Here is a 21,434-nt window from a genome sequence, read left to right as displayed (position 1 = left end):
TTATGACGTAGGTCCACAACGTTACGACTGACTTCACATCGAACGCCTGACGATGAATAGCTGACCAGCACAGCGGGATTCGGATCATCAAGATCCTTGTGCTCGGTCTTGTGAGGTCGCGAAACCCCAATTCAATACATCGTTCTGATAGGCGCATGCAGACCTCGGTATCAATGTGCACCGCGAAACCCGCGGAATCCTCGAAATGCCTTCGAATCAAGGGAATTCGGCTGTGCGACGAAACCAAGAAGTGGAAAAGAGAACAGGGAGATGAGAACTAACGATGACCTCGATTCGTAAGCCAGCCCAATGGGTTGCAACCGCCGCCATCGCAACCGTCTTCGCCGCTGCGGGGAGTGGTATCGCGCAGGCCGAAGCCCCAGCAACTATCGCATCGGCTGCTGACCAGGATGCACTGTCGACTCAGATCCTGCCTGGTGTCCAGTACAGCAGCAGCCTGTCCGACGGTTCCGTCGTTATCAGAACACCGTTCGGAACACTGACTACTCGAGCAGGGCAGGTCCAAATTCAAGATGTCACCGGAACCACCATCGCCGGGGCTCCCTTTGATTCGGTGCCGCCGGCGGCCGTCACCGTTTCCGGTAGTGGAGCGTCCGCGGCGCCGCCCAAGACTGAAACCTCGCTCGCTCAGGTGGAAGCGCCAGTTGCGGAACAAGCCGCGAAGGATCCGGCCGACCGATTCAACCAGGCAATCGCCGTGGTTGGCGGGCAGTTCGGATTGGCGATGGGCGTTGGTTCGATGATCGGCGGTCTCTCCGGTCTGGCCATCGGCTGCGCCGCCGGCGCATTCACCGGCGGAAGCTTATTTATCCCAGTCAGTGCCGGAACGCTCTCTATCCCGGCAGCCTTGGCGGGGTGTGCGGCCGGCGGTGCGCTCGCCGGTGGAATTGGCACGATGATCGGTGGTGCGGTGGTCGGAATTCCGGTCGGTATCGCGGCGCTTATCCAGATGCAGCAGAAGCTGAGTACACCGATAGTGTCGACCGCCGCCCCGGTGCCTGCGGCGTAACAGGCATCGACCCCACGTTCCTCCCGTCGATAGACGAGCTGAGAGTATACGCAAATAGTCAGGGATCACGAGACCGTCACTGTTTCGCGGACCGACCAGAGATCCCTGGCAGCCATACATTTTGGTGATTTCATCCGCTCCGACGCCGAATGTGAGTGAAACAGATCCTCGACAAGGACGGGGGCAACTACGGCGGATTCGGCTTCGGATTGTTTTCGTCAGCGGTTCACCCGCAACCGGCCGACAAGCTGCTGAACTCCACGCTGTGGAGGGAAGCTGAGAAGGCATGTCGACGGTCCGGCGGCGTATGTCGACACCAACGATCGCAGCGATGGCCGCCGCCACATCGTGCCCGTTCCGTGCCGCCCATATGCGGGCGCACTTCGGTGGTGGTGGGGACCCTTATAGCTGAAACCACCGCTCTTGTGAGTCCTGAACGAGATGCCGGCATTGGCGAATGCACCCAAGGCACGCCAGCGAATGTGCTGACTCGGCGGCGGGATCGTTCGGCCCCGGTCACTGGTTTCGAAAACAGCTTCAGCTGGTATGGAGGCACAGTCAGCGAGATCGGCACTGCCTCCATATCGCTTACGCTCCACCCAATTTGGTTGCGGGCCTGCGGGTTGTCGGTCTCGGTGATCAGGCAATAGCCGCAGCCGCTCCCAGGCTCTACCGTGTCCCCTCTCCTCGTCCTCGATCAGAATGCGCGCGCGGGTCTTGGTCGCCTAACACTGCGGCCGATATCGCGGGCGATGTCCAGCCATTCCCGCCCGTGTATGAGCCCCGCGACAAAGATCCGATAGTCGTAGGCCGTACACTGGCCCCTGCCGTGACCATGGATTGCCGTCGTCGATGTCTGTCACGTGGTTCCTCCCTGTTTGCCGAATTTCCGCGCCCCACCGACGCGTTGTTTCGCCACGTCGCACCAACCCGCGACACAATCGGCCGAGTGCAGCGGACCTGAAAACCGTTGTTGCTGTCAGTGGGAGGAATCAGGACATCCTTGACCATCTGTTATCACGTGATGCTTGACGTGTTCGGTGCTTTGACGCCTGCGCCGGTGACGTAGAAGCGAGTGATGGGTTTGAGGTTTTGCCTTGGTCGGACAGCGATCTCTTCCTCGCCGAGCAGGATCCGGAAGTGGGTGTCTTCGATGACGACGGTGACGGTCTGGCCTCGGTAGCGTGGCCCGAGTTTGATGTTCTGTTTGGCGACCATGATGTTGCCGCTGGCATGGACTTTCCGTTGGGCGCGTAGCGATCCCGCGGGCATCGGCAGGGGCGGCAACACTGTCGACGGTGTGCGCGCTCCGGGTAGTCGAGCGAGTCGGTCGACAGCGACTGGGCAGGGTCAGGTGCCGATGAGGGCGTCATCGATGATGCCGTGCATGAGGTGTCCGTCGAGTCGCAAGGTGATTCGGCGCCCTGCCCAGATGGCTCCGATCGGGTGGGTCTGGTTGGCGATGGAGGTGGTGCCGTCTCGGGCGACGGTTCGTTCGATCTCGACCGCGTCGCCCGGACGGACCGTGGCGATTCCGTTCGCTCGGCGCAGCGCGGGTTTTTCCGGTTCCGGCCCCGCCGGTCGGGCCCCGCGCATCGCGAGGTGTTGCAGGTCCTCGGGTAGACGGTCACGGTGTGGCCGGCCATGCTCTTGTGTAGTAGCACTGTTTGGCGGCCGGCGCGGATCTGGATACTGCCGCTGGCGGGGACACGTGCCTCGAACTCGACCGCTGCTCCGTCGGCGCTCGGTAGCTGTGGCGGCTCGATGACTCCGACAACGAACGATGTTGGCAATACTGGTATTTCACTGCGACGACCGGCCTGCTGGTGTCGAGACGTGTTGGGCCGTTCGGGCGGAACAGGCTGGCCGGTGTGGCCATGTCGAGTGCTTGATGCGGGCGTTGACAGTTGTATGCCTCGATCCATGCGTCGACAGCTTCTTGCGCGGCAGTGATCGATTCGAAGGGGACGATATGATCGAGGAACTCGTTGCGCAGTGTCTTGTGGAACCGTTCGATCTTCCCCGTTGTCGTGGGCGATTTCGGTTTCGTCCGCCGCTGTTTGATGCCGTTTTCCCGGTAGATCCGTTCGAACAGCACCTCCACCGGCTGCGGTTTGAGATACCGGCCGGTGAACTGACCGCCGTTGTCGGTCAACACTTCCGAGGGCACGCCATAGCGGCGCATCGCGGCCAGGAACGCTTCGGCGACCTCGCGAGCCGACGGAGTCGCCAGCACAGCGGACACGACAACGAACCGTGAATGATCGTCGATACCGGTGACCAGCTTGCAGGAGCGACCGTCGGCCAGGGGAACACCGCCGACGATGTCGAGTTGCCACAGATGCATCGGTTCCTGCCGTTGCCAGCGTCGATACACCCGTTTATGTTGCTGGGCTTGCCGATTCACCAACCCGTTGCGGACCAGGATCCGATGCACGGTCGCTCGTGCCGGCGCCGGAATATCGCCGCGCGAGGCCAGCTCGTGGCTGATCCTACGGGCACCCCAGCGTGGATGCTCTTGCCGCAGTTGGCAAATCAGCGCCTCGACATCGGTGGCGACACGAGCCGGGCTGGTCCGCGGTCGCCGTGACCGATCCGCCAACCTCGCCATGCCCTCCTGCCGGAACCGCTTGCGCCAGGTGTCCAGTGACTGCCGCGACGCTCCGAACCGGGCCGCGACCTCACCGATCGGGCAGCCGCCCAGGACTTCGCACACCGCCCGATAGCGGTATTCCACCATCGTCTGCTGATGCACGCCGACCCCGTTCGCGCCGTCGCCAAAGGCTGGAACGACAACACCACCGATGAGGACGACACGTCAAGCGTCACTTGATAACAATCGGTCAAGCATGTCTTGAGCCCTCACATCGACAGTTGCACTATTAATTCCAAATGTCATTAGCATTTTCCGGCTGGGAGATCTCCGAGGGTGGCTTCGCCGCGACTACAGGGTCCGCCGGTACCGTCGAATCCGCCAACGGGTTCGAGGGGATCGGAAGACCAAGCGCCGGCGGCGATCACGACCGAACTTGTGAATCGGTCAGCGGATTCGCACTGCGCACTACCAATACTATTCGCCGATACCCCTGACACCCGACGACGAAGTACGAACCCGCGCAGCGCTCGCCGCTTGCATCGACGAACTTCGGGACGACTTGCTGGCGCACCGCGATCGGTGGCAGAACGTGACGCTGGAGGAATTCTTGGAAGCGCTGGCCGCGTGGGTGAGTGACTCCGAGGGCTGGTATCAGAACTTCGGCAAGGAACTGCCCTCACACGGCGATTGGACTTTCTTCGCTCGTGCACTTGCCGCGGCCGCCGTCTACGAGTAGCTGGCGCATCCGACTCACCCTCCAGGGGCTGCTACACCCTGAGGTCGAGACAGTTTCTGTGGCAGGTCAATTCGCTGGGATCTCACCGGACAGGGACAGGACCTCGCATCTGCCGGTAGGTTGCACCGGACTCGGTGCACAGGACGGTGAGACGGCCGCGGTGGGGGACTGGTCTGGCTCAGGTGCGGCCGGGCGTTCGTCGCCGGTTCCGTTTCTCCGCCCGGCCGGGGGTGTGTCACTTGCGTGCCAGGAACGCCTTGCTATCGAACGGCCGATTGGGGCTGCTGTTTTCGGCGTCGATGTGCGCCTCGCACCGCACGGAGCTCGGTCTCATGGTTCTCGAGTAGTCGTAGGGCGGAACGGACAACGTCGGTGGCCGTACTGTCTCCGAATAGTAATGAGCATTCTCACCACGTGACGGGTAGGGTCTGAAGGCCGAAAACCGGGCCGCCGGTCTTATAGATGAGTTCAGCCTCTGGGTCTGCCAGACGTAGAGAGGGGACCCGCCGCAGCAGGACTGTGAGCACCACTTGCAGCTGCACCCGAGCCAAGTGCTGGCCAAGACAGACATGAGGACCGTATCCGAATGCCAGGTGCAGGTTGCGCGGCCGGTCGAAGTCCAGCTCGCTGGGCTGAGCGTAGACGGCCGGATCGTGATTTGCGGTGTGCGTTAGGGTGAACACCCCGTCGCCCGCTTTAATTCGTACCCCGGCGATCTCGGCGTCCTCTTTCGCGACCCGGGAGCTGGAGAACTCCAGGATGGTGAAGTGCCGTAGGAGTTCCTCAATAGCATTGGGAATATTGGCTGGGTTCGCGCGGAGATTGGCGAGGGCCTCGGGCTGGCGCAGGAGCGTCATTACGTTCAGCCCGATTTGATTGGCAATGGTCTCGTGCCCCGCGACCAGCAAAACCATGGATGTGCTGACCATTTCTTGGTGGTCATAGGAGTCAAGTTCCCGGCGCCGGATGATTTGGCGGCTGAGGATGTCGTCGGTGGGAACTGATTCTTTAAGTGCGACGAGCTGGTCAATGTAGCTGCGTAGCCGGATCACAGCATCTCGGCGCTCCTCGTGGGAGAGCCTGCCGTCGATCATGTGAGCAGCGTTCAGCTGGAAGAAGGCGTGGTCTTCGTAGGGAACCCCGAGCAACCCACAGATAACCGCGGTGGGTACCGGTAGTGCAAGCTCGGTGATTAGATCGACCGGTCCGCCCTCAGCGAACATCCGGTCGAGGCAGCTGTTGACAATTTCCTCGATCTTGGGACGCAGTAAGTTCATCCGCCCGATCGCGAACTCACCGGTCAGAAGTTTGCGCTCGGACTTGTGCTCCTCACCGTCCATTGCAACGAACGACGGCTTGGTGCGTGTCGGGCGTGGAAATAGGGAAGGGAAGTTCGGATCGAGCAGGTCCGAGCTAAATCGGGGGTCGTTCAACATCTGCCGGATATCGTCATATCGGGTTAGCACCCATGTCTGCGCTCCTGTCGGCAGGGTCGCGCGGGAAATGGGGCACTCGCGCTGCAGCGCTAGGTGTTCGGGAGGCGGCAGGTGCGGGCACTTCCGGCTAACCGGCACGGTTTCTGAATTCATTTGGGCGACCTCGAATTGTGCGGTGAACAGTCAACAGGCGAGTGCCCGTTAATTCGGCGCGGCCTTCGACGCTACCGCCGCATTTTGCCGAAATACGCCCCTAGGATCCCCCTAGGCTGGACCCTATAGCCCCCCTAAATCATTGGCGGCCTGGAGCGCTGGGTTGTCAGGATGGGTTAATGGATCCAGTGCGCCCTGACGATGGGCTGACGAGACGGACGGAGAGTCCATGACCGAGCACGTTGACGTTCTCGTTGTGGGTGCGGGGCTGTCAGGGGTCGGCGCCGCTTGTCGGCTTCGACATGACCACCCAGGTCGCACTTTGGCCGTTTTGGAGGCCCGCGGCGTGATCGGCGGCACCTGGGACCTGTTCCGCTATCCGGGCGTACGGTCGGACTCAGACATGTACACGCTGGGGTATGCAATGCGGCCTTGGACAGGACCGAAGGCGATCGCCGACGGCTCCAGCATCCTCACCTATGTGCGGGAGACTGCTGAGGCGCTCGGCATAACCGATTTCGTCCGTTTCGGGCACCGAGTCGTAAGCGCTGATTGGGACAGCAATACGGCCAGTTGGACGGTAACCGTTCAACGTGGTGATGAGCCGGAACCGATTTTCATGAAGTGCTCATTTTTGTACTTGTGCACTGGTTACTACTGCTACGACGAGGGGTATAGCCCCGATTTCCCTGGCGTCGGTTCATTCCGCGGCGCTGTAGTGCACCCGCAACACTGGCCAAAGCATCTCGACTATACCGGTCTCCGGGTTATCGTGATCGGCAGTGGTGCCACCGCAATTACCTTGGTGCCCGCGCTCGCCGAGACGGCAGAGCATGTCACCATGCTGCAGCGCTCACCCACCTACGTTATGGCGCTGCCGAGCCGCGACAAGCTATCCAGCATGCTGTCCTGTATTTTGCCCGCGCAGCTCGCGAACCCCGCCATCCGGTGGATGAACGCGCTGATCGCCCTTGGCTTCTACAAGCTCAGCAGACGCAGGCCGGAGCTGGTTAAGTCGTTGCTGCACAAGGGCGCTGCCAGGTTGCTCCCCGCCGGTTACGACGTAAGCACCCATTTCACGCCCGACTACGAGCCGTGGGACCAGCGGCTCTGCATCGCCCCAGATGGCGACCTATTCCGGGTACTCGGCGACGGCCGTGCCACCATTATCACCGACCAGATCGACACCTTTACCGAGCGCGGGATCAGGCTCAGGTCGGGTGCAGAGTTGTTGGCAGACATTGTGGTTACAGCGACAGGGCTGAACCTGCTGGTTTTCGGCGACATCCAGCTCACTGTCGACGGCTGCCCTGTCGATCCTGGCAAGGCAGTCGCCTACAAGGGGCTGATGCTATGCGACGTGCCGAACCTTGCTTGGACGATCGGCTACACCAACAGCTCTTGGACACTCAAGGCCGATCTGATCGCCGAGTACGTGAGCCGTCTGCTGACCCACATGGACACGCATGGCTACGACACCGTCCGTCCGGACGCTCCCGGCGAGGCTGCAGAGGAGTCAATTCTGAATCTGCGCTCCGGCTACGTCCTGCGCGGTGCGCACCAGCTGCCGCGGCAAGGAGACCGAGATCCGTGGCGGGTAGATCAGAGCTATCTGCGTGACATCAAGCTGTTGCGCCGAGGGCCGGTCGACGACGTCGTGAAGTTCTTCCGCCGCCGAGTTGCGGCGAAAGCCTCCGAGGGGCACCTGTCCCCTTAGCCCTCTCGGTACTTTCGGACTTACTAGCGAGGAGCGCGCCACCACAGCTGCTTCCACGCCGACTGGTCTCATTCTGCTGGAAAAATTCCGCCCGGTTGAGCGCATAGCCTGATCGCGAAGCAGGCGCATACTCATGGTCGGCGCTTAAAGTTAATGGCATTTTTTGGGGGGAACAACTTCGAATGCTTGTCGATCGACACGAATTAGCCAGAACAGAAACGAGATGGTCGATTTGGCATAGTCGTAGTACGGCGTTCGGAGCACTACTGCGAAGCCCACCTTGAAGAAAGGTCAGCACTTTTCGATGACTGATTATCCATACTTAGCCGAGAAGTACCCGTTCGGCAAACCGGAGCGGCTCGATCTTCATCCACGGTATCTTGAGCTCCTTCGAGCAGAAATGCCACTAGCGAGGGTTAGTTTGCCGTACGGAGGTGATGCATGGTTGGCGACGAGATATCAAGACGTAAAGTTCGTTCTCGCCGATCAGCGATTCAGCCGAGAAGCCTCCGCGGTTCTCGCCGACCCACCTCGCCTACTTGCGGCGCCATTACCAAAAGCATCGCTGGCCACAACGGATGCACCTGAACACACGCGACTGCGCCAAGTACTCGTCAGAGCTTTTACGAAACGCCGCGTGGATGAGCTCAGACCATATGCCGCAACGCAGGCGGCGGTGTTGATTCGGAAAATGATGGAGAACGGCCACCCGGCTGACTTGGTCGCTCACGTCGCGCGCCCGCTACCTGCTAAAATCATATGCGACGTACTGGGAGTCCCCGACAGCGATCGCCATCAGCTCCAGGCATGGGTCGATTCGTCTTTTACGCTTGACCAAACAGGAAAGACGATTTCTGGGGCACGAGCAGGCCTTGCTGAGTATCTGACGAGAATGTTCGATGAGCGACGTAATCAGGCTAAGAAAGAGGATCTCCTCGGTGTTCTACTAGCCGCTTGCGATGACGAAAAGATAATTTCGCCGAAAGAGATGGTTCAACTGGCAGGTGCAGTGGTGGTTACCGGGCATGAAACTACTGTCAACCAGATTGGCAATCTATGTTATTTACTACTTACTGAATCGCGTCTTTGGGAGCAGATAAGGTCCAATCGCGACTTGATCCCGAGTGCTGTGGAGGAACTGCTGCGGTACGTCCCGCTACCGGCAGTTGCTACTGTAGTTCCGAGGATAGCAACCGAAGATGTTTACATAGGAAATCAGCTTGTAAAGAAAGGCGAGGCAGTCATTCTGCAAATGGCAGTTGCAAATCGCGATCCGTCGATCTTCACCAACCCCGATGATATCGATTTCCATCGGTCCCAGAGCCCACATTTGGCTTTCGGTCATGGTGCACACTATTGCCTTGGCGCCCAACTAGCGCGAATGGAGCTACAAGTTGTGTTCGAGAGTCTTGCAACCCAACTCCCTGATCTCGCGCTCGCGATTCCTCCAGGGGAAATCTCCTGGCGGTATAATCAAATGATGAGAAGCATCGAAGAGTTGCCAGTCACATGGTAACCATGCCAGCACAAGGAGTGCAAATAGGGCGTATAGATATTCATCCCTATCTCTGGGAGTTCGCAGTACCGAACAATACGCGTCAGTAGCCTCGGAAACTGATTCGACATAGAACATCCTGTCCATCTACGAGGTTGAATATTGAATAGGGGCTGTCGCCGGGCTTGACGCCGACCGGTGAATAGTGCGGTACACCAGTTGGGTGAGGTATGCCCAGGGTGGCGGGTTGACCAGGGAGCGTCGAATTGCTTGGGAGCAGTTGCGGACTGCGGCTGCCGAGGTCTTCGCTCGCGGAGCCGGAATCATGCGCACTGAGCATTGAAGTCCTTGGTCTGAGATTCGTTCTGTCGCAAGAAGAATCATCAGCCAAGGACTTCGCCAACCGTGAGACTGGCCGGCCGGCACATCAGCGGAGGTTAGATTCCAAGCTAGGACTCGCGTCCCGTAGGCGATCCCGCGTTCGTCTGAGTTGCACGTGGCAGCGTGACGTAGGCGGCCCACTCGTCTCCTTCAATGCCCCTCGCTGGGCATCGTCCCGCGCTCTGGAGGTTGCATCGGTAACCATCGAGACCGACGCAGAGCGCGGCACCGGTTTCAGCGGTCGCTTCCGGCAGATGGGAACTTGCATCGACTGGAGATTGGGCTTCAGCTTGAGATTTAACCTCTGCTTCGCGTTTGTGCTGTTCGGAGTGGATTTGGCACCCTACTTGTGGCGGGCGGGGCGGGTGTAGGCGTGGCCTGTGGCTAGGATCAATCCCACGTCCTGGCGGGCGGCAGGGTGACGGTTCTTCAGCCTAGGCGGGCGTCCGGGCCCAGGTCTGGAAGGTTTCGGTGCACCGGCGGGAGTGCCTGTCTTCGTGCGGATGTGTCGAAACCCTCGCCGCACTCGGGCGGGTGTGAGCCGTTGTGATGCAAGGGGTTTCTCCCAAGGCAGGCGCAGATCGGCGGCCAGGGGGCGGGCCAACCGTAACTGTGTATAGGCGGTGAGCGTCAGCCAGGTCCAGCGGTCGGCCGCCTCTGGGTCGCGTAAGTGTGGGCGGGTCCAGCCCAGGATCTGCTTCCACATCCGGAAGGTATGCTCGATATCGAAGCGCCGCAGGAACATTCGCCAGCACCGATCGATATCGTCGGGGGGTGGCGTCGGTACCCGACCACCACAGCCACACCGGTTTGTTGGTTCCTCCGCTGGGTAGGTGCTCGACCGTCAACCGGATCACGGTGCCTTCGAGGATCGGCATCGGGCCGACCCAGGCCGCCCACGCCGACCGCCGTTGCAGCCTCGGATGCAGGTCCTTCCACGCGAGTGCGGTCGCCTGGCCGTAAAGGCGTGTGTCAGTGCGGGTTTCGATGTCTGCCGCGCCCCAGGTGGCGGGTTCCTTGAAGACGAACTCGCCTCCATGGCGTGCGGGGCGGCCGCCGTCGGGACGGAACAGATAGGGCGGTGCCGGGCGGCGGAACACCCGGTCCGAGCGCAGTCGCACCAGGATCTGCACCGGCAGATCGGCGAGCAGGTGCGCCATGCGGGGGCCGTCGTAGCCGGCATCGAGCACGATCAGGATATCGGGATCCCCGTCGCACCACTTCCCGGCATCGATGAGACGCTCTGTGAGGTCACGGATCTGGGTGCAGGTCACCTCGAGCACGTCGGCGCCGGGTTCGAGTCGCTGCGCGTCCAACGGCGCGGTCCAGGAGCTGCAGCCGGTTTCCAGAGCGACGATCAGTGAGTACGGCCAGCCCGGCACCATCTGGTGCTCGCCCACGCGGCGGCCGTAGGTGTGGCAGAAACAGCGCCGCGGACACGTCACCTCGTCGGGACGCAGCCACGACGACACGTCGACCGCCAGCACCAGTCGTCCGTCAGCGGCGCGTGGCAGCGGCAGCCCGGCCAGTGTCGTGCGCAGCCGGGCGATCTCGACCCGGCCGCAGTTGAGCGCGTCGTAGACCGCGCCGTGCCCGCGGCGATGCTCGGGCACCAACGACAACCCGGCCAGCGACGCGACCGGTCCGTGCGCGCACAACACCGCGTCGACCAGCTCGAACAACGCGTCGGCTCGCGCGGTCAGGCAGAAGTAGAAGTCCTCACGAAACATCCTCAGCTCTTCGAGCCCATCCGCGGCGTCGGGATCATGCACACTGAACATGGAAAAGTCCTTGGTCTGAGATTTGTTCTGTTGCAAGAAGAATCATCAGCCAAGGACTTCACCAAATGTGAGACCGACCGCCCGCCCCGTCGGTCAGAGGTTAAATCTCAAGCTAAAAGGTAACGGGGGATTCCCCGGGCCACTCGACCCTCGACTGTTCTTCAGTTGTTGAGATCTAGCACTGCGACGGTATTAGTCCCGTAATTCGTCACGTATGCCCAACGCCCATCCGGTGAAAGTGCAATGGCCGCAGGCGTTCTACCCACGTCAACGGTCGCGATAACGGTGTTATCCTGCGTGTCGATCACTGACATCGTGCTGCCAGGCGCATCGTTGCCGCCCATGTTGACCACGTAGACGCGTGACCCGTTCTTGGCGATGGCAACACCGCCCGGTCCGCTCCCTACCCCGACCGTGGCAACTACCGTGTTCGTCGTGGTGTCGATGACCGATATGGTGTTGCCCGGCGCGTCGAACGGGCCGTGGTTGGCGACGTACACCCGCTTCCCGTCAGGCGTGACAGCAACTGCGCCCGGCGACTTGCCGACCGCGATGGTTGCGATCACAGCATTGCGTTCGACATCGAATACCGAAACAGTTCCTGCCGGATCGGTCGGCGTCCCGTAGTTGACGACGTAGCCACGTGTGCCGTCTGGGGTGATCGCTACTGCACCAGGGCCTTCGCCCACCTCGAGCGTTCCGATCACGCAGTTCGTGGCGGTGTCAATCACAGACATCGAGGTGCCGAGCCTTGTCTCCGAGCCCAGCTCGGAGACAAACAGTCTGTGGCCATCGGGGGAAACTGCGACTCCGTCCGGTGCGTTGCCGACTGTGATCGGCGGGGTCACTTTGTGATTGGCTGTGTCTATAACCGACACGGTATTACCGGGTGCCTTCGCGGATCCATAGTTGCCGACATAAACGGTGGCGCCGTTCGGAGCGACTGTGAGTACAGAAGGACCGACGCCTACCTCGATCGTCGCGATGACGGCGCGGGTATCGGTGTTTATGACTGACACGGTCCGGCCAGGGGCGCCGGTCGCCCACCTGCCGTAGTTTGCGACATACGCCTCGCGCCCGTCTGGGCTAAACGCGACCGCAGCGGGGCCTTCGCCCACTGAGATCGTCGCGGCGATGCTTGGTATACCTCGGTGACCTCTGCTCAAGGCTGGCTCCATCACGTTGATTGCCGAAGCCGGGCACACTGCGCCGGCTTCACGGACGGCCTCGTGGCTGGCGAACGTCGGCGCTGACTGAAGCAGGATCACGGTGCCGCTCATGGGGTCCTGGTCGAACACCTCAGGGGCGAGCTGTACGCAGTGGCCCGAGCCGCAACATTTGTCCTGGTCGATGCTGACCTGTAATCCGTGCATAGTTGCGGTTTCCTTCGTTAGTTTCACGCGTCACCACTTGACTGGCAGCTCGCGCAAACCACCGATAACTCGATCCTCGCGCCGTTCAAGCTGCTCCGGTGGCACGGCCAGGTCCAGTGTTGGCAGCCGGTCCAGTAGCACCCCGAGAACAGTCTGCAGCTCTACCCGAGCGAGGGATTGGCCAACGCAGGCGTAAGGGCCTGCGCCAAATGCCAGATGAGGGTTCGGGGCGCGGTGCAGATCAAGTTCGTCAGGGCTATCAAATGCCTCGGCGTCGCGGTGCGCGGAGGCCAGGCTGCAGATCACTGTCTGCCCGTCGATGAACGTGGCGTTGCCGACATCGGCGTCCTCGCCGATGTAGCGAGGGATGCCAAAACGCGGCAGATCGAAGCGCAACACTTCCTCCACCGCAGTACGGATCAACGAGCGGTCGACGAGCAGCGTTTCCCAACGGCTGCGGTCGGCTAGCAGGATCGCAACCATCTTGGTGATCATGACAGCCGTTGTGTGGTACCCCGCGATGAGCACACCCATTCCGGTCTGAATGACTTCGGCTCGCGACAATTGCCCATCGCCCCGGTCTTCCTGGTGTAGTAGGTCACTGATCAGGTCGTCACCCGGGTCGACGATCTTGTTGTCGACGTATTGAGTGAAGTAGTCGATATAGCTCTTGCGTGCTGCATCGATAACCTCCTGGCTGTTGGTCTGGCTCAGCTGGACATCAGCGAAGTGCGAGAAGATTTCACGTTCCTCATAGGGCACGCCGAGCAAATTGCAGATGACACCAATCGTCAATGGAAAGGCAAATACCGTGGCGAAGTCCGCAGGTTTTCCGAGGGCGAGCATGTCGTCCGCAAGTTTGTTAGCGAGATTCTCGATCCACGGCCGCATATCGTTGGAGCGTTTGGCGGTCAGTGCACGCAGCACCAGTCGGCGCCAGCGCACGTGGCCCTCGCCGAAGCGAATTTCGGTGGCGCCAAGTCCCTGCTCGCCGAATGAGCCGCCTGACTTGTGCTTACTGATCCGCGCGGCGTTATCGGCGGTCAGAAAGCGATTGAACCGTGGGTCCGACAGCATGGCGCGGACATCGTCGTACCGGGTGAGCAATGTGGCCTTGTCCCCGCTTGGTAGGCGCACTTCGGCGACAGGGCAGCCTGATCGGAGCTCTGCGAGTTCCGCCGCCGGGGTCAGAGGGGTGGCCACCTCGAACGGGTAGTCCAGCGTTTCGCTGGCGTCTTGCGTATTGGTCTCCGTCGTCATGACGAGTTCCTTACTTGAGGTCGGCAGATAATGCCCGACGCTATTGTCATTCCCTTCCATGCGAAACCGCTCGACGTGGGTCTAAGGGGCGTTTAGGGGGGCTTTTAGGGGGCTTTTCGTGAGGTCCCGTCAGTAGGGTCTCCCCTTGTTCGACGATGCGTGGGGAAGGGGAAGAGCGTGAAGCTGGCATACCTGATCGACGGTGGGATGAACGATCCACTCGGTACTGGACTGGAGTTGTATGACCAATTCCCACAGTTCAGGGAGCTCTATGCGCAGGTAGCCGACTGGACGGGGCTCACGGTCGAGCGGATGCAACGCTGGGAGCTGCCCCGCCAACAGGAGCATGAGAAGGTCGGCGCGATCCGGCAGGCTGCGGTTGCCTTCGGCGTAGCTGATCTCCTGGCGGAGCGTGGGATCCGGCCGACTGTCGTCGCCGGGCTGAGCCTCGGCTGCATGGTAGGTGCCTGCCTGGTCGGTGCCGTGGACCGCGAGGACCTATTTGCGTTCTTGGCTCACAAAGCGGAGGCGCCGTTCCCCGCTGGTCCACCGCAGGCGGTCGGTGCGTTGTTCGCGCCGGTCGACGTCGATGTTGCCGAGTTCCTGGGCGGTCCAGCCGAGGGGGTGTTCGTGGCGGGTGAGCTGGGTCTTCGGTCCGGCGGCAAGACCCGTGCGTTCCTGATATCGGGTTATCGCGAGGCGCTGGAAGATACGCAACGCGTGCTTCCTGACGGCGCGATGCGCGTGGCGAAGGACGTGCACCTTGCGATCCACTCGCCGCTATCTGGGCCACTGAATGAGTACCTGGCACCTGCGGTGGCGAAGATGAATTTCCGCGATCCGGAGCTGTCACTCTGCTCCTGCATGGAGCCCCGGATGCTCAACAGTGCGCACGATATCCGTGAGATGTTCCTTCGGAACCAGGTCGAGCCCGTCAGCCTGCCGCACCTGTTCGCCAATGTGATGCGCGATGAACCTGGGCTCGGGCTGCTGCTGGGTCCAGCGCAACTGGAGTTGTTCCTCGATCCGTTGCCGATCCCTATTGTCCAGGTCGAGACGCCTGACCAACTCTCGGACGCGATGACCGCGCTATATGAACTGCGTATGTGACGCCGGCACGGCGGAAAGGAATACCACTGCCATGAACGAATCCCTGGACCTGGTCAGCAAATGGTTGCAGACCGACCTTGACGAGTGGACACGGCGAGTAGTGCGGCGGCACTTCGACCCAGAGACGGGTAGCCCCTACTGGCTTAAGCGGAAATCGGAACTCGATTTCGACCCGTTAGATATCACCTGTTATGACGAGCTCGGTGCGTTTGGGCCGTTCCCGCTAGGGATCTTGCGCGGGATCGACCCCGCTGAGCTGGTACCGCTCGCGGTGCCGCGGCCGATCGCTGGTCGTGTCTGGGAATCAGGTGGTACGACGGGCGACCCATGCCGCGTCCTGTATACGCCAGAGATGACTCGGCAGCGAGAGGCGTGGAGGCACTGGTCATTTGACTTTGAAGGCTTCCCGACCGAGGGGAACTGGTTGCAAGCGACTCCGACCGGCCCTCACCTGATCGGCAACGGTATCCCAGAAGTGTCGTCCTACGGTGGAAGGATCTATGCCATCGATGCCGATCCGCGCTGGGTTAAACGGCTGATCAGAGCGGGTAAACTTGCCGAGGCGGACGAGTACACCGACCATATTATCGAGCAGATTGCGATGATCCTACGCAACCAAGGCATCGATTATCTGAACACCACACCCGTGCTGCTGAACGCCCTCATTCGGCGAGAACCGGAAATGTCCGCGCAGCTCAAAGGTGTACGGATCAGCGGTACCCATATCACGCCGACGATGATGCGGTTGTTCCGCGAGGTGCTCGGTCCGGACGCGATTATCGGGCGCAGTTACGGCAACACATTTGGTAGCTCGGCAGGCATCCGTGGTCCTGAAGGCGGCGAACTGTTGCCATATCTGTCGAACTTCCCTCACATCACGCTTTCCGTGGTGGATAAAGCGGACTGGATGCGCACGGTCGAATACGGCGAGCTCGGCCAGGTCATGCTGACCGCCATGCACGACAACCTGTTTCTGCCCAACATTCTCGAACGGGATCAGGCGCTGCGCTTCGACACCGGGGATGTGTACCCGTGTGACGGGGTAGCGAACGTCGTGCCGTTGCAGATGACGCGGAGCGCGCCTGAAGGAATCTACTGACCTCTGCACCCACGAGGTCCGAAGGAATCGAAGGGGAACGATGAACGTCGCCAAGATCGCCGATGTGATTGTCGTACCGGTCAATGGTGGATTTTTTCACGACGACCTCGACGCAGTGCGTCAAGGTGCCATGCGGGACGGGCAGACATATATCGGGACCCCTGTGACATCGGGATTCGAAGGAGTGCGTGTACCAGCGCGAGGCATCGGCATCGGATTGCGCCTTGACGACGGGACAGTGGTCTGGGGTGATGCGGTCACTGTGCAGTACTGCGGGGCGGGTGGCCGGGAACGGGCACCAGTGCTCGACCATTCGCTCGTTTCCCGGTTACGGGAGACCTTGTGCAACAAAGAAGTCGCTGGGTTCGCGACCGGGTTGTCCAGTGTTCTCGCGGATTTCGACAACGCGGCGCTTCGGTACGGCCTCAGCCAGGTATGGCTGTTGGCGGTGGCAGCGGCGCAGCGACGCACCGCGTGCGAGGTGCTGTGCGAGGAGTACGGACTGCCATTACCTGCAGGGCCTGTGCCTGTCTATGCGCAGTCTGGCGACGAGCGTTATGGGAACGCAGAGAAAATGATCATGAAGCAGGTCGACGCACTGCCGCACGGCCTGATCAATAGCGTCGAGAAGTTCGGCGTAGCAGGGGAAACCCTATTTGAATATGTTCGCTGGCTCGTCACGCGCATCGGCGAGCTCGGCGGCCGCGATTACCAGCCGACTATCCATCTTGACCTCTACGGCATGGCGGGCCGTGCATTCGACAACGACCTCAGCGAGGTGGCTGACTATTTGACTCGGCTGGAGAAGATCGCCGGACCCTACCCACTGCGTATCGAATCTCCAGTCGACCTTGGCAGTCGGAGAGGTCAGATCGATGGCCTCGCTGCCTTGCGAGCGGCATTGCGAGATCGCAGCAGTGTTGTCGGCATTGTGGCCGACGAATGGTGCAACACGCTCGGTGATATCCAAGCGTTCGTGGCGGCGGAGGCCTGCGACATGATCCAGGTCAAGATGCCCGATCTCGGCAGCATCGAGGACAGCCTTTTGGGCGTGCTGCACTGCCGGGCTGCGGGAGTCGGCGCACTACTAGGCGGTAGCTGTGCCGAAACCGAGGTATCTGCCCGGGTCGCGGTGCACGTGGCGCTCGCCTCAAGGCCTGACGTGCAGCTCGCCAAGCCCGGCATGGGAGTCGACGAGGGACTCATGCTGGTGCGCAATGAACAGGCCAGGCTGCTTGCCCTGCTTGACGCGACTCGGCGGCCGGCGGGTGCAGGCGAAGGCTAGGGGATGAGTGGGGGTGCTAGGGGGATGAATCCTCGCGGTTCGATAAATAGCGTCGTCGGGGTGATGAAGTGCGCTGCCGACACCCCGGCGTCGTACAGCGCCGCGAGACCGCGGTACGACAAGCCAGGAGTATTGCATTGAAAGCCAACGGTCACGGCGATACGTCCAATGTGGGGGAATCCGCAGGCGCAGTCGCGATAATCGGGCTCTCCTGCCGACTGCCGCAGGCGCCTAGCCCCACCGCCTTTTGGCAGCTCCTGCGTGATGGACGCGATGCTATCGGTGATCTGCCGGAAGATCGCTGGCTGAATCAGGGCACAAGCCCCGCCGATGCTGCTACGCGCGCACTTGTGCGTCGGGGCGCCTTCCTCGACAACTTGGACGCTTTCGACGCAGCGTTCTTCGGCATCCCGCCCCGCGAGGGAGCCGAGATGGACCCACAGCAGCGGCTTGTCCTTGAGCTTGGCTGGGAGGCGCTCGAAGACGCGAACATCGTGCCGGCATCGTTGCGTGGTGAGGCCGTCGGTATATACGTCGGTGCGATGGCGAGTGACCACGCCATACTTGCGGCTTTGCGTACGCCTGGTGCTGTCAGCCATCACACGATGACCGGTACTCAACGCGCCGTTCTCGCCAACCGGCTTTCGTACTTCCTGGGGTTGCGCGGTCCGAGCATCACTGTGGACACAGGACAATCGTCGTCGTTGGTGGCAGTGCACCTGGCGTGCGAAAGCTTGCGCACAGGCGAATCACAAATCGCGCTGGCTGGTGGCGTGAACCTCAACTTGACCGAGCGGTCCGCGCTCGTGGAGGCCCACTTCGGGGGCCTCTCCCCCGACGGCCGCTGCTCCACCTTCGACGTCCGTGCCAACGGCTACGTCCGCGGTGAGGGCGGCGGTTTTGTTGTGCTGAAGCTGCTCCGTGATGCGCTTGCGGACGGTGACGAAGTTTACGGCGTGGTCCGCGGTAGCGCGGTCAATAACGACGGCGCGGGTGAGGCTCTGTTCGTACCGGACGTCGAAGGGCAAGAAGCGGTGCTACGCCGTGCATATGAGCGCGCCGGGGTAGATCCCGCCGCAGTGCAATATGTCGAGCTCCACGGCACCGGCACGAAGGTAGGTGACCCGATCGAGGCGCAAGCTCTTGGCGCGACGCTCGGCCAGGCCCGCGATTCCGACCGCCCGCTCCTCGTCGGTTCAGTCAAGACGAATGTCGGCCACCTGGGTGGAGCGGCCGGTATCACGGGTTTATTGAAGGTAGCGCTGATGCTGCGGCACCGGGCGATCCCAGCAAGCCTGAACTTCACCACGATGAGCCCGGCCATCGACCCCGCTTGGCGCCTCCAGGTAGTCGCCGAGCTGACAGCGTGGCCGCAGAACGCTACTCCGCTCGTTGCGGGTGTCTCGTCATTCGGCATGGGCGGCACAAACTGCCACGTCGTCCTAACATCCGCAGACTCGCGACCGATTCGGCCACGCCCAGCCACAACCGGACATCACGCCTGGGCGCTGTCAGGCCGGTCGGCTGTGGCCTTGCGGGATCAGGCAAGCCAACTGCTAACCCACCTACGTAGCAGTGCGGGCTCTGACGATGCTGTTCCCACCGAGATCGCGTACACATTGGCAGCTGCTCGTTCGGTATTTGAGCACCGGGCGGTAGTGGTTGGAGCCCGACGCGACGACCTACTCGCGGGGCTTACCGCTCTGGCTGCTGGAGCGCCTGCCCCGGGCGTCGTTCGCGGAGTGACGACCACGGAGCGCAAGGCGGTTTTCGTATTCCCTGGGCAAGGAGCACAGTGGACTGGGATGGCAGTCGAGCTGATGGGCTCCTCAGCTGTCTTCCAAGCCGCGATGACCGAGTGTGCCGACGCCCTGCGCCCTCACGTCGACTGGTCGCTGCCGGATGTTCTCGCTGACAGCAGTGCTCTGGAGCGCGTGGATGTGGTGCAGCCTGCGCTCTGGGCGGTTATGGTCTCGCTGGCACGTTTGTGGCAATGGGCTGGGGTCGAACCTGCTGCCGTTGTTGGCCATTCGCAGGGTGAAATCGCGGCCGCATGTGTCGCGGGCAGATTGTCATTGACCGACGGTGCGAAGGTTGTTGCCTTACGCAGTCGCGCTATCGCTCGCACACTCGCCGGACGCGGCGGGATGGTCGCGATCAGCCTCTCTGCCGACGAGATCCAGTCACTGCTGACTCGATGGGACAGTCAGCTGTCGCTCGCGGCATTGAACGGACCGGGGTCGGTTGTTGTGTCCGGTGAGACGGTTGCGCTAGAGGAGCTCTCTGCGGTATGTCGCGAATCTGGCGCCCGAGTCCGAATGATCCCGGTGGACTACGCCTCGCACGCGGCGGTGGTCGATGAGATCCGTGACGACATGCTTGCTGATCTCGCACTGTTGAAGCCAATGCCGGGAATCGTGCCCATGTATTCGTCGGTGACTGGCACCCTGGTCGACACCACGGCTCTCGATGCAGGCTACTGGTTCCGGAATCTCCGTCAGACTGTGCGCTTCGAGGATGCCATCAGGGCGATCGCCACTGATGGATTGACCACATTGGTCGAGGTCAGTCCGCATCCGGTGCTAGCTGCTCAGGTCCAGGACACGGTGGGAGACCTGGATGCGGTGGTCACTGGCACGTTACGTCGTGATGACGGCGGGCTCGGCCGGTTTCTTGAATCCGCAGCCGAACTCCATGTGCGTGGCGCCGCGGTCTCGTGGGAGCGTCTGGCAGAGCAGCATGATTCGCGCCGGGTGAATTTACCCACCTACGCGTTCCAGCGCCGAAATCTAATCTTGGGTGAATCCGTAACTGCCGGGGATGGATTCGAAGACGACGCTGAGCTCCCCGGGTTGTCGCCACAGGAGCGTGAGGCGCGGCTACTCGTCATGGTGCGGGAGCATTCTGCAGCCCTGCTTGGGTTTGGTTCGGTGGATGAGGTCGGTGCGGACCTCTCGTTCCGGGATATCGGTTTCGACTCACAGACATCGATGGACTTGCGCAACCGCCTTCAGCAGGCGACCGCGCTGGCGATCCCGAGCAGCATGGTGTTCGACTACCCGACTCCGGCGCAGCTCGCCGGGTTCCTAGCCGGGGCGAATCGTCGTCCAACCGAGCACGTGATCGAACCTGTGGATCGCGGCGATCCGCTTGTGGTTGTCGGTATGGGTTGTCGTTTTCCGGGTGGGGTGCAGGGTCCGGGGGGGTTGTGGGATCTGGTTGCTGTGGGTGTTGACGCGGTGACCGGGTTCCCGACCGATCGTGGTTGGGACGTGGTGTCGTTGTCGGGCCGGGCTGGTGGTGGCGGTTTTGTCGACGGTGTCATGGATTTCGATGCCGGGTTCTTCGGGATGTCCCCGCGTGAGGCGTTGGCGACCGATCCGCAGCAGCGGGTGTTGCTCGAGGTCGTATGGGAGGCGCTGGAAGATGCCGGTGTCGATCCGGCCACGCTGGCCGGCAGCCCTGTGGGGGTGTTCGTGGGCGCCTACGGATCGGGCTACGGCGAGGTGGCCGGTGACGCGGGGGTCGTCAGCGAGGGCGAGTTGCTGACCGGTGGTGCGCAGAGTGTGCTGTCGGGTCGGGTCGCGTATGTGTTGGGTTTGGAGGGGCCGGCGGTGACGGTGGACACGGCGTGTTCGTCGTCTCTGGTGGCGTTGCATCTGGCTGGTCAGGCGTTGCGGGCGGGGGAGTGCTCGATGGCGTTGGTCGGTGGTGTGACGGTCAATGCGTCGCCGCACACGTTCGTGGGTTTCTCCGAACAGGGCGGTTTGTCGGCGGATGGTCGGTGTAAGGCGTTCGCTGATGCGGCCGATGGGACGGGGTTCTCCGAGGGTGTGGGTGTGCTTGTGGTGCAGCGTCTTTCGGATGCGCGTGCGGCGGGTCGTCGGGTGTTGGCGGTGGTGCGGTCGTCGGCGGTGAATCAGGATGGTGCGTCGAATGGTTTGACGGCGCCGAACGGTCCGTCGCAGCAGCGGGTGATCCG

General features: G+C 61.7%; 12 protein-coding genes and 2 pseudogenes. 8 read left to right on the top strand and 6 right to left on the bottom strand.

All coding sequences use genetic code 11. The features are described from left to right. Positions 1 to 283 precede the first annotated feature (283 nt). Entirely contained in the window at positions 284 to 1,030 is a 747-nt protein-coding gene (locus tag ACIP5Y_RS47880) for a hypothetical protein (RefSeq protein ID WP_400360513.1), read from the top strand. Between the two features lie 1,017 nt (positions 1,031 to 2,047). Here ACIP5Y_RS47880 and ACIP5Y_RS47875 read toward each other — a convergent pair. After that, positions 2,048 to 3,770, bottom strand: a pseudogene (locus ACIP5Y_RS47875) (IS481 family transposase). 445 nt (positions 3,771 to 4,215) lie between these two features. Here ACIP5Y_RS47875 and ACIP5Y_RS47870 point away from each other — a divergent pair. Beyond that, positions 4,216 to 4,362 (top strand): hypothetical protein, encoded by a 147-nt coding sequence (locus tag ACIP5Y_RS47870; RefSeq protein WP_400360512.1) that lies wholly within the window; start codon positions 4,216 to 4,218, stop codon positions 4,360 to 4,362. A gap of 260 nt (positions 4,363 to 4,622) precedes the next feature. On the opposite strand, the pseudogene ACIP5Y_RS47865 reads toward ACIP5Y_RS47870, so the two are convergent. Both ACIP5Y_RS47865 and ACIP5Y_RS47860 read right to left on the bottom strand, forming a co-directional pair. Next, positions 4,623 to 4,730, bottom strand: a pseudogene (locus ACIP5Y_RS47865) (type II toxin-antitoxin system ParD family antitoxin); the annotation flags it as partial. A gap of 39 nt (positions 4,731 to 4,769) precedes the next feature. Continuing rightward, a complete protein-coding gene (locus tag ACIP5Y_RS47860; RefSeq protein WP_400360511.1) occupies positions 4,770 to 5,951 on the bottom strand; it encodes a cytochrome P450 in 1,182 nt (393 codons plus the stop codon). A 229-nt stretch (positions 5,952 to 6,180) separates the two neighbouring features. On the opposite strand from ACIP5Y_RS47860, the gene ACIP5Y_RS47855 reads away from it, so the two are divergent. Together ACIP5Y_RS47855 and ACIP5Y_RS47850 are read left to right on the top strand one after the other, a co-directional pair. Beyond that, positions 6,181 to 7,668: a flavin-containing monooxygenase gene (locus ACIP5Y_RS47855; RefSeq protein ID WP_400360510.1), complete on the top strand. Its 1,488-nt coding sequence runs from the start codon at positions 6,181 to 6,183 to the stop codon at positions 7,666 to 7,668. 304 nt (positions 7,669 to 7,972) lie between these two features. After that, the gene (locus ACIP5Y_RS47850; RefSeq protein WP_400360509.1) at positions 7,973 to 9,184 is read left to right on the top strand and encodes a cytochrome P450; all 1,212 of its coding nucleotides are present in this window, start codon (positions 7,973 to 7,975) and stop codon (positions 9,182 to 9,184) included. Between the two features lie 794 nt (positions 9,185 to 9,978). Here ACIP5Y_RS47850 and ACIP5Y_RS47845 read toward each other — a convergent pair. The 3 genes from ACIP5Y_RS47845 to ACIP5Y_RS47835 all read right to left on the bottom strand — a co-directional run bounded on the left by ACIP5Y_RS47845 (position 9,979) and on the right by ACIP5Y_RS47835 (position 13,958). Further along, a complete protein-coding gene (locus ACIP5Y_RS47845) occupies positions 9,979 to 11,325 on the bottom strand; it encodes a transposase (RefSeq protein WP_400360508.1) in 1,347 nt (448 codons plus the stop codon). A 161-nt stretch (positions 11,326 to 11,486) separates the two neighbouring features. After that, positions 11,487 to 12,698: a beta-propeller fold lactonase family protein gene (locus ACIP5Y_RS47840; RefSeq protein ID WP_400360507.1), complete on the bottom strand. Its 1,212-nt coding sequence runs from the start codon at positions 12,696 to 12,698 to the stop codon at positions 11,487 to 11,489. Between the two features lie 30 nt (positions 12,699 to 12,728). Beyond that, a complete protein-coding gene (locus tag ACIP5Y_RS47835) occupies positions 12,729 to 13,958 on the bottom strand; it encodes a cytochrome P450 (protein WP_400360506.1) in 1,230 nt (409 codons plus the stop codon). Positions 13,959 to 14,135: 177 nt separating this feature from the next. Here ACIP5Y_RS47835 and ACIP5Y_RS47830 point away from each other — a divergent pair, with 177 nt between their 5' ends. The 4 genes from ACIP5Y_RS47830 to ACIP5Y_RS47815 form a co-directional block, all read left to right on the top strand. Beyond that, a complete protein-coding gene (locus ACIP5Y_RS47830) occupies positions 14,136 to 15,068 on the top strand; it encodes a hypothetical protein (protein ID WP_400360505.1) in 933 nt (310 codons plus the stop codon). Positions 15,069 to 15,099: 31 nt separating this feature from the next. Further along, positions 15,100 to 16,167 (top strand): hypothetical protein, encoded by a 1,068-nt coding sequence (locus ACIP5Y_RS47825; RefSeq protein ID WP_400360504.1) that lies wholly within the window; start codon positions 15,100 to 15,102, stop codon positions 16,165 to 16,167. A 40-nt stretch (positions 16,168 to 16,207) separates the two neighbouring features. Further along, positions 16,208 to 17,452 (top strand): methylaspartate ammonia-lyase, encoded by a 1,245-nt coding sequence (locus tag ACIP5Y_RS47820; protein ID WP_400360503.1) that lies wholly within the window; start codon positions 16,208 to 16,210, stop codon positions 17,450 to 17,452. 137 nt (positions 17,453 to 17,589) lie between these two features. Next, positions 17,590 to 21,434: beta-ketoacyl synthase N-terminal-like domain-containing protein (locus ACIP5Y_RS47815; RefSeq protein WP_400360502.1), on the top strand; the 3,845-nt coding region annotated here is incomplete at its 3' end.

This window comes from Nocardia sp. NPDC088792 (genome assembly GCF_044750615.1).
Classification (GTDB): Bacteria; Actinomycetota; Actinomycetes; order Mycobacteriales; family Mycobacteriaceae; genus Nocardia.
The sequence above is the reverse complement of the archived record's forward strand: the minus strand, read 5'-3'. Positions and strand labels throughout refer to the sequence as shown.

What these genes read in the sequence shown, in the direction of transcription:
- ACIP5Y_RS47880 (WP_400360513.1), top strand. Translation starts at nt 284, where the DNA reads ATGACCTCGATTCGTAAGCCAGCCCAATGGGTTGCAACCGCCGCCATC.
- ACIP5Y_RS47860 (WP_400360511.1), bottom strand. Translation starts at nt 5,951, where the DNA reads ATGAATTCAGAAACCGTGCCGGTTAGCCGGAAGTGCCCGCACCTGCCG.
- ACIP5Y_RS47855 (WP_400360510.1), top strand. Translation starts at nt 6,181, where the DNA reads ATGACCGAGCACGTTGACGTTCTCGTTGTGGGTGCGGGGCTGTCAGGG.
- ACIP5Y_RS47850 (WP_400360509.1), top strand. Translation starts at nt 7,973, where the DNA reads ATGACTGATTATCCATACTTAGCCGAGAAGTACCCGTTCGGCAAACCG.
- ACIP5Y_RS47845 (WP_400360508.1), bottom strand. Translation starts at nt 11,325, where the DNA reads ATGTTCAGTGTGCATGATCCCGACGCCGCGGATGGGCTCGAAGAGCTG.
- ACIP5Y_RS47840 (WP_400360507.1), bottom strand. Translation starts at nt 12,698, where the DNA reads ATGCACGGATTACAGGTCAGCATCGACCAGGACAAATGTTGCGGCTCG.
- ACIP5Y_RS47835 (WP_400360506.1), bottom strand. Translation starts at nt 13,958, where the DNA reads ATGACGACGGAGACCAATACGCAAGACGCCAGCGAAACGCTGGACTAC.
- ACIP5Y_RS47825 (WP_400360504.1), top strand. Translation starts at nt 15,100, where the DNA reads ATGAACGAATCCCTGGACCTGGTCAGCAAATGGTTGCAGACCGACCTT.
- ACIP5Y_RS47820 (WP_400360503.1), top strand. Translation starts at nt 16,208, where the DNA reads ATGAACGTCGCCAAGATCGCCGATGTGATTGTCGTACCGGTCAATGGT.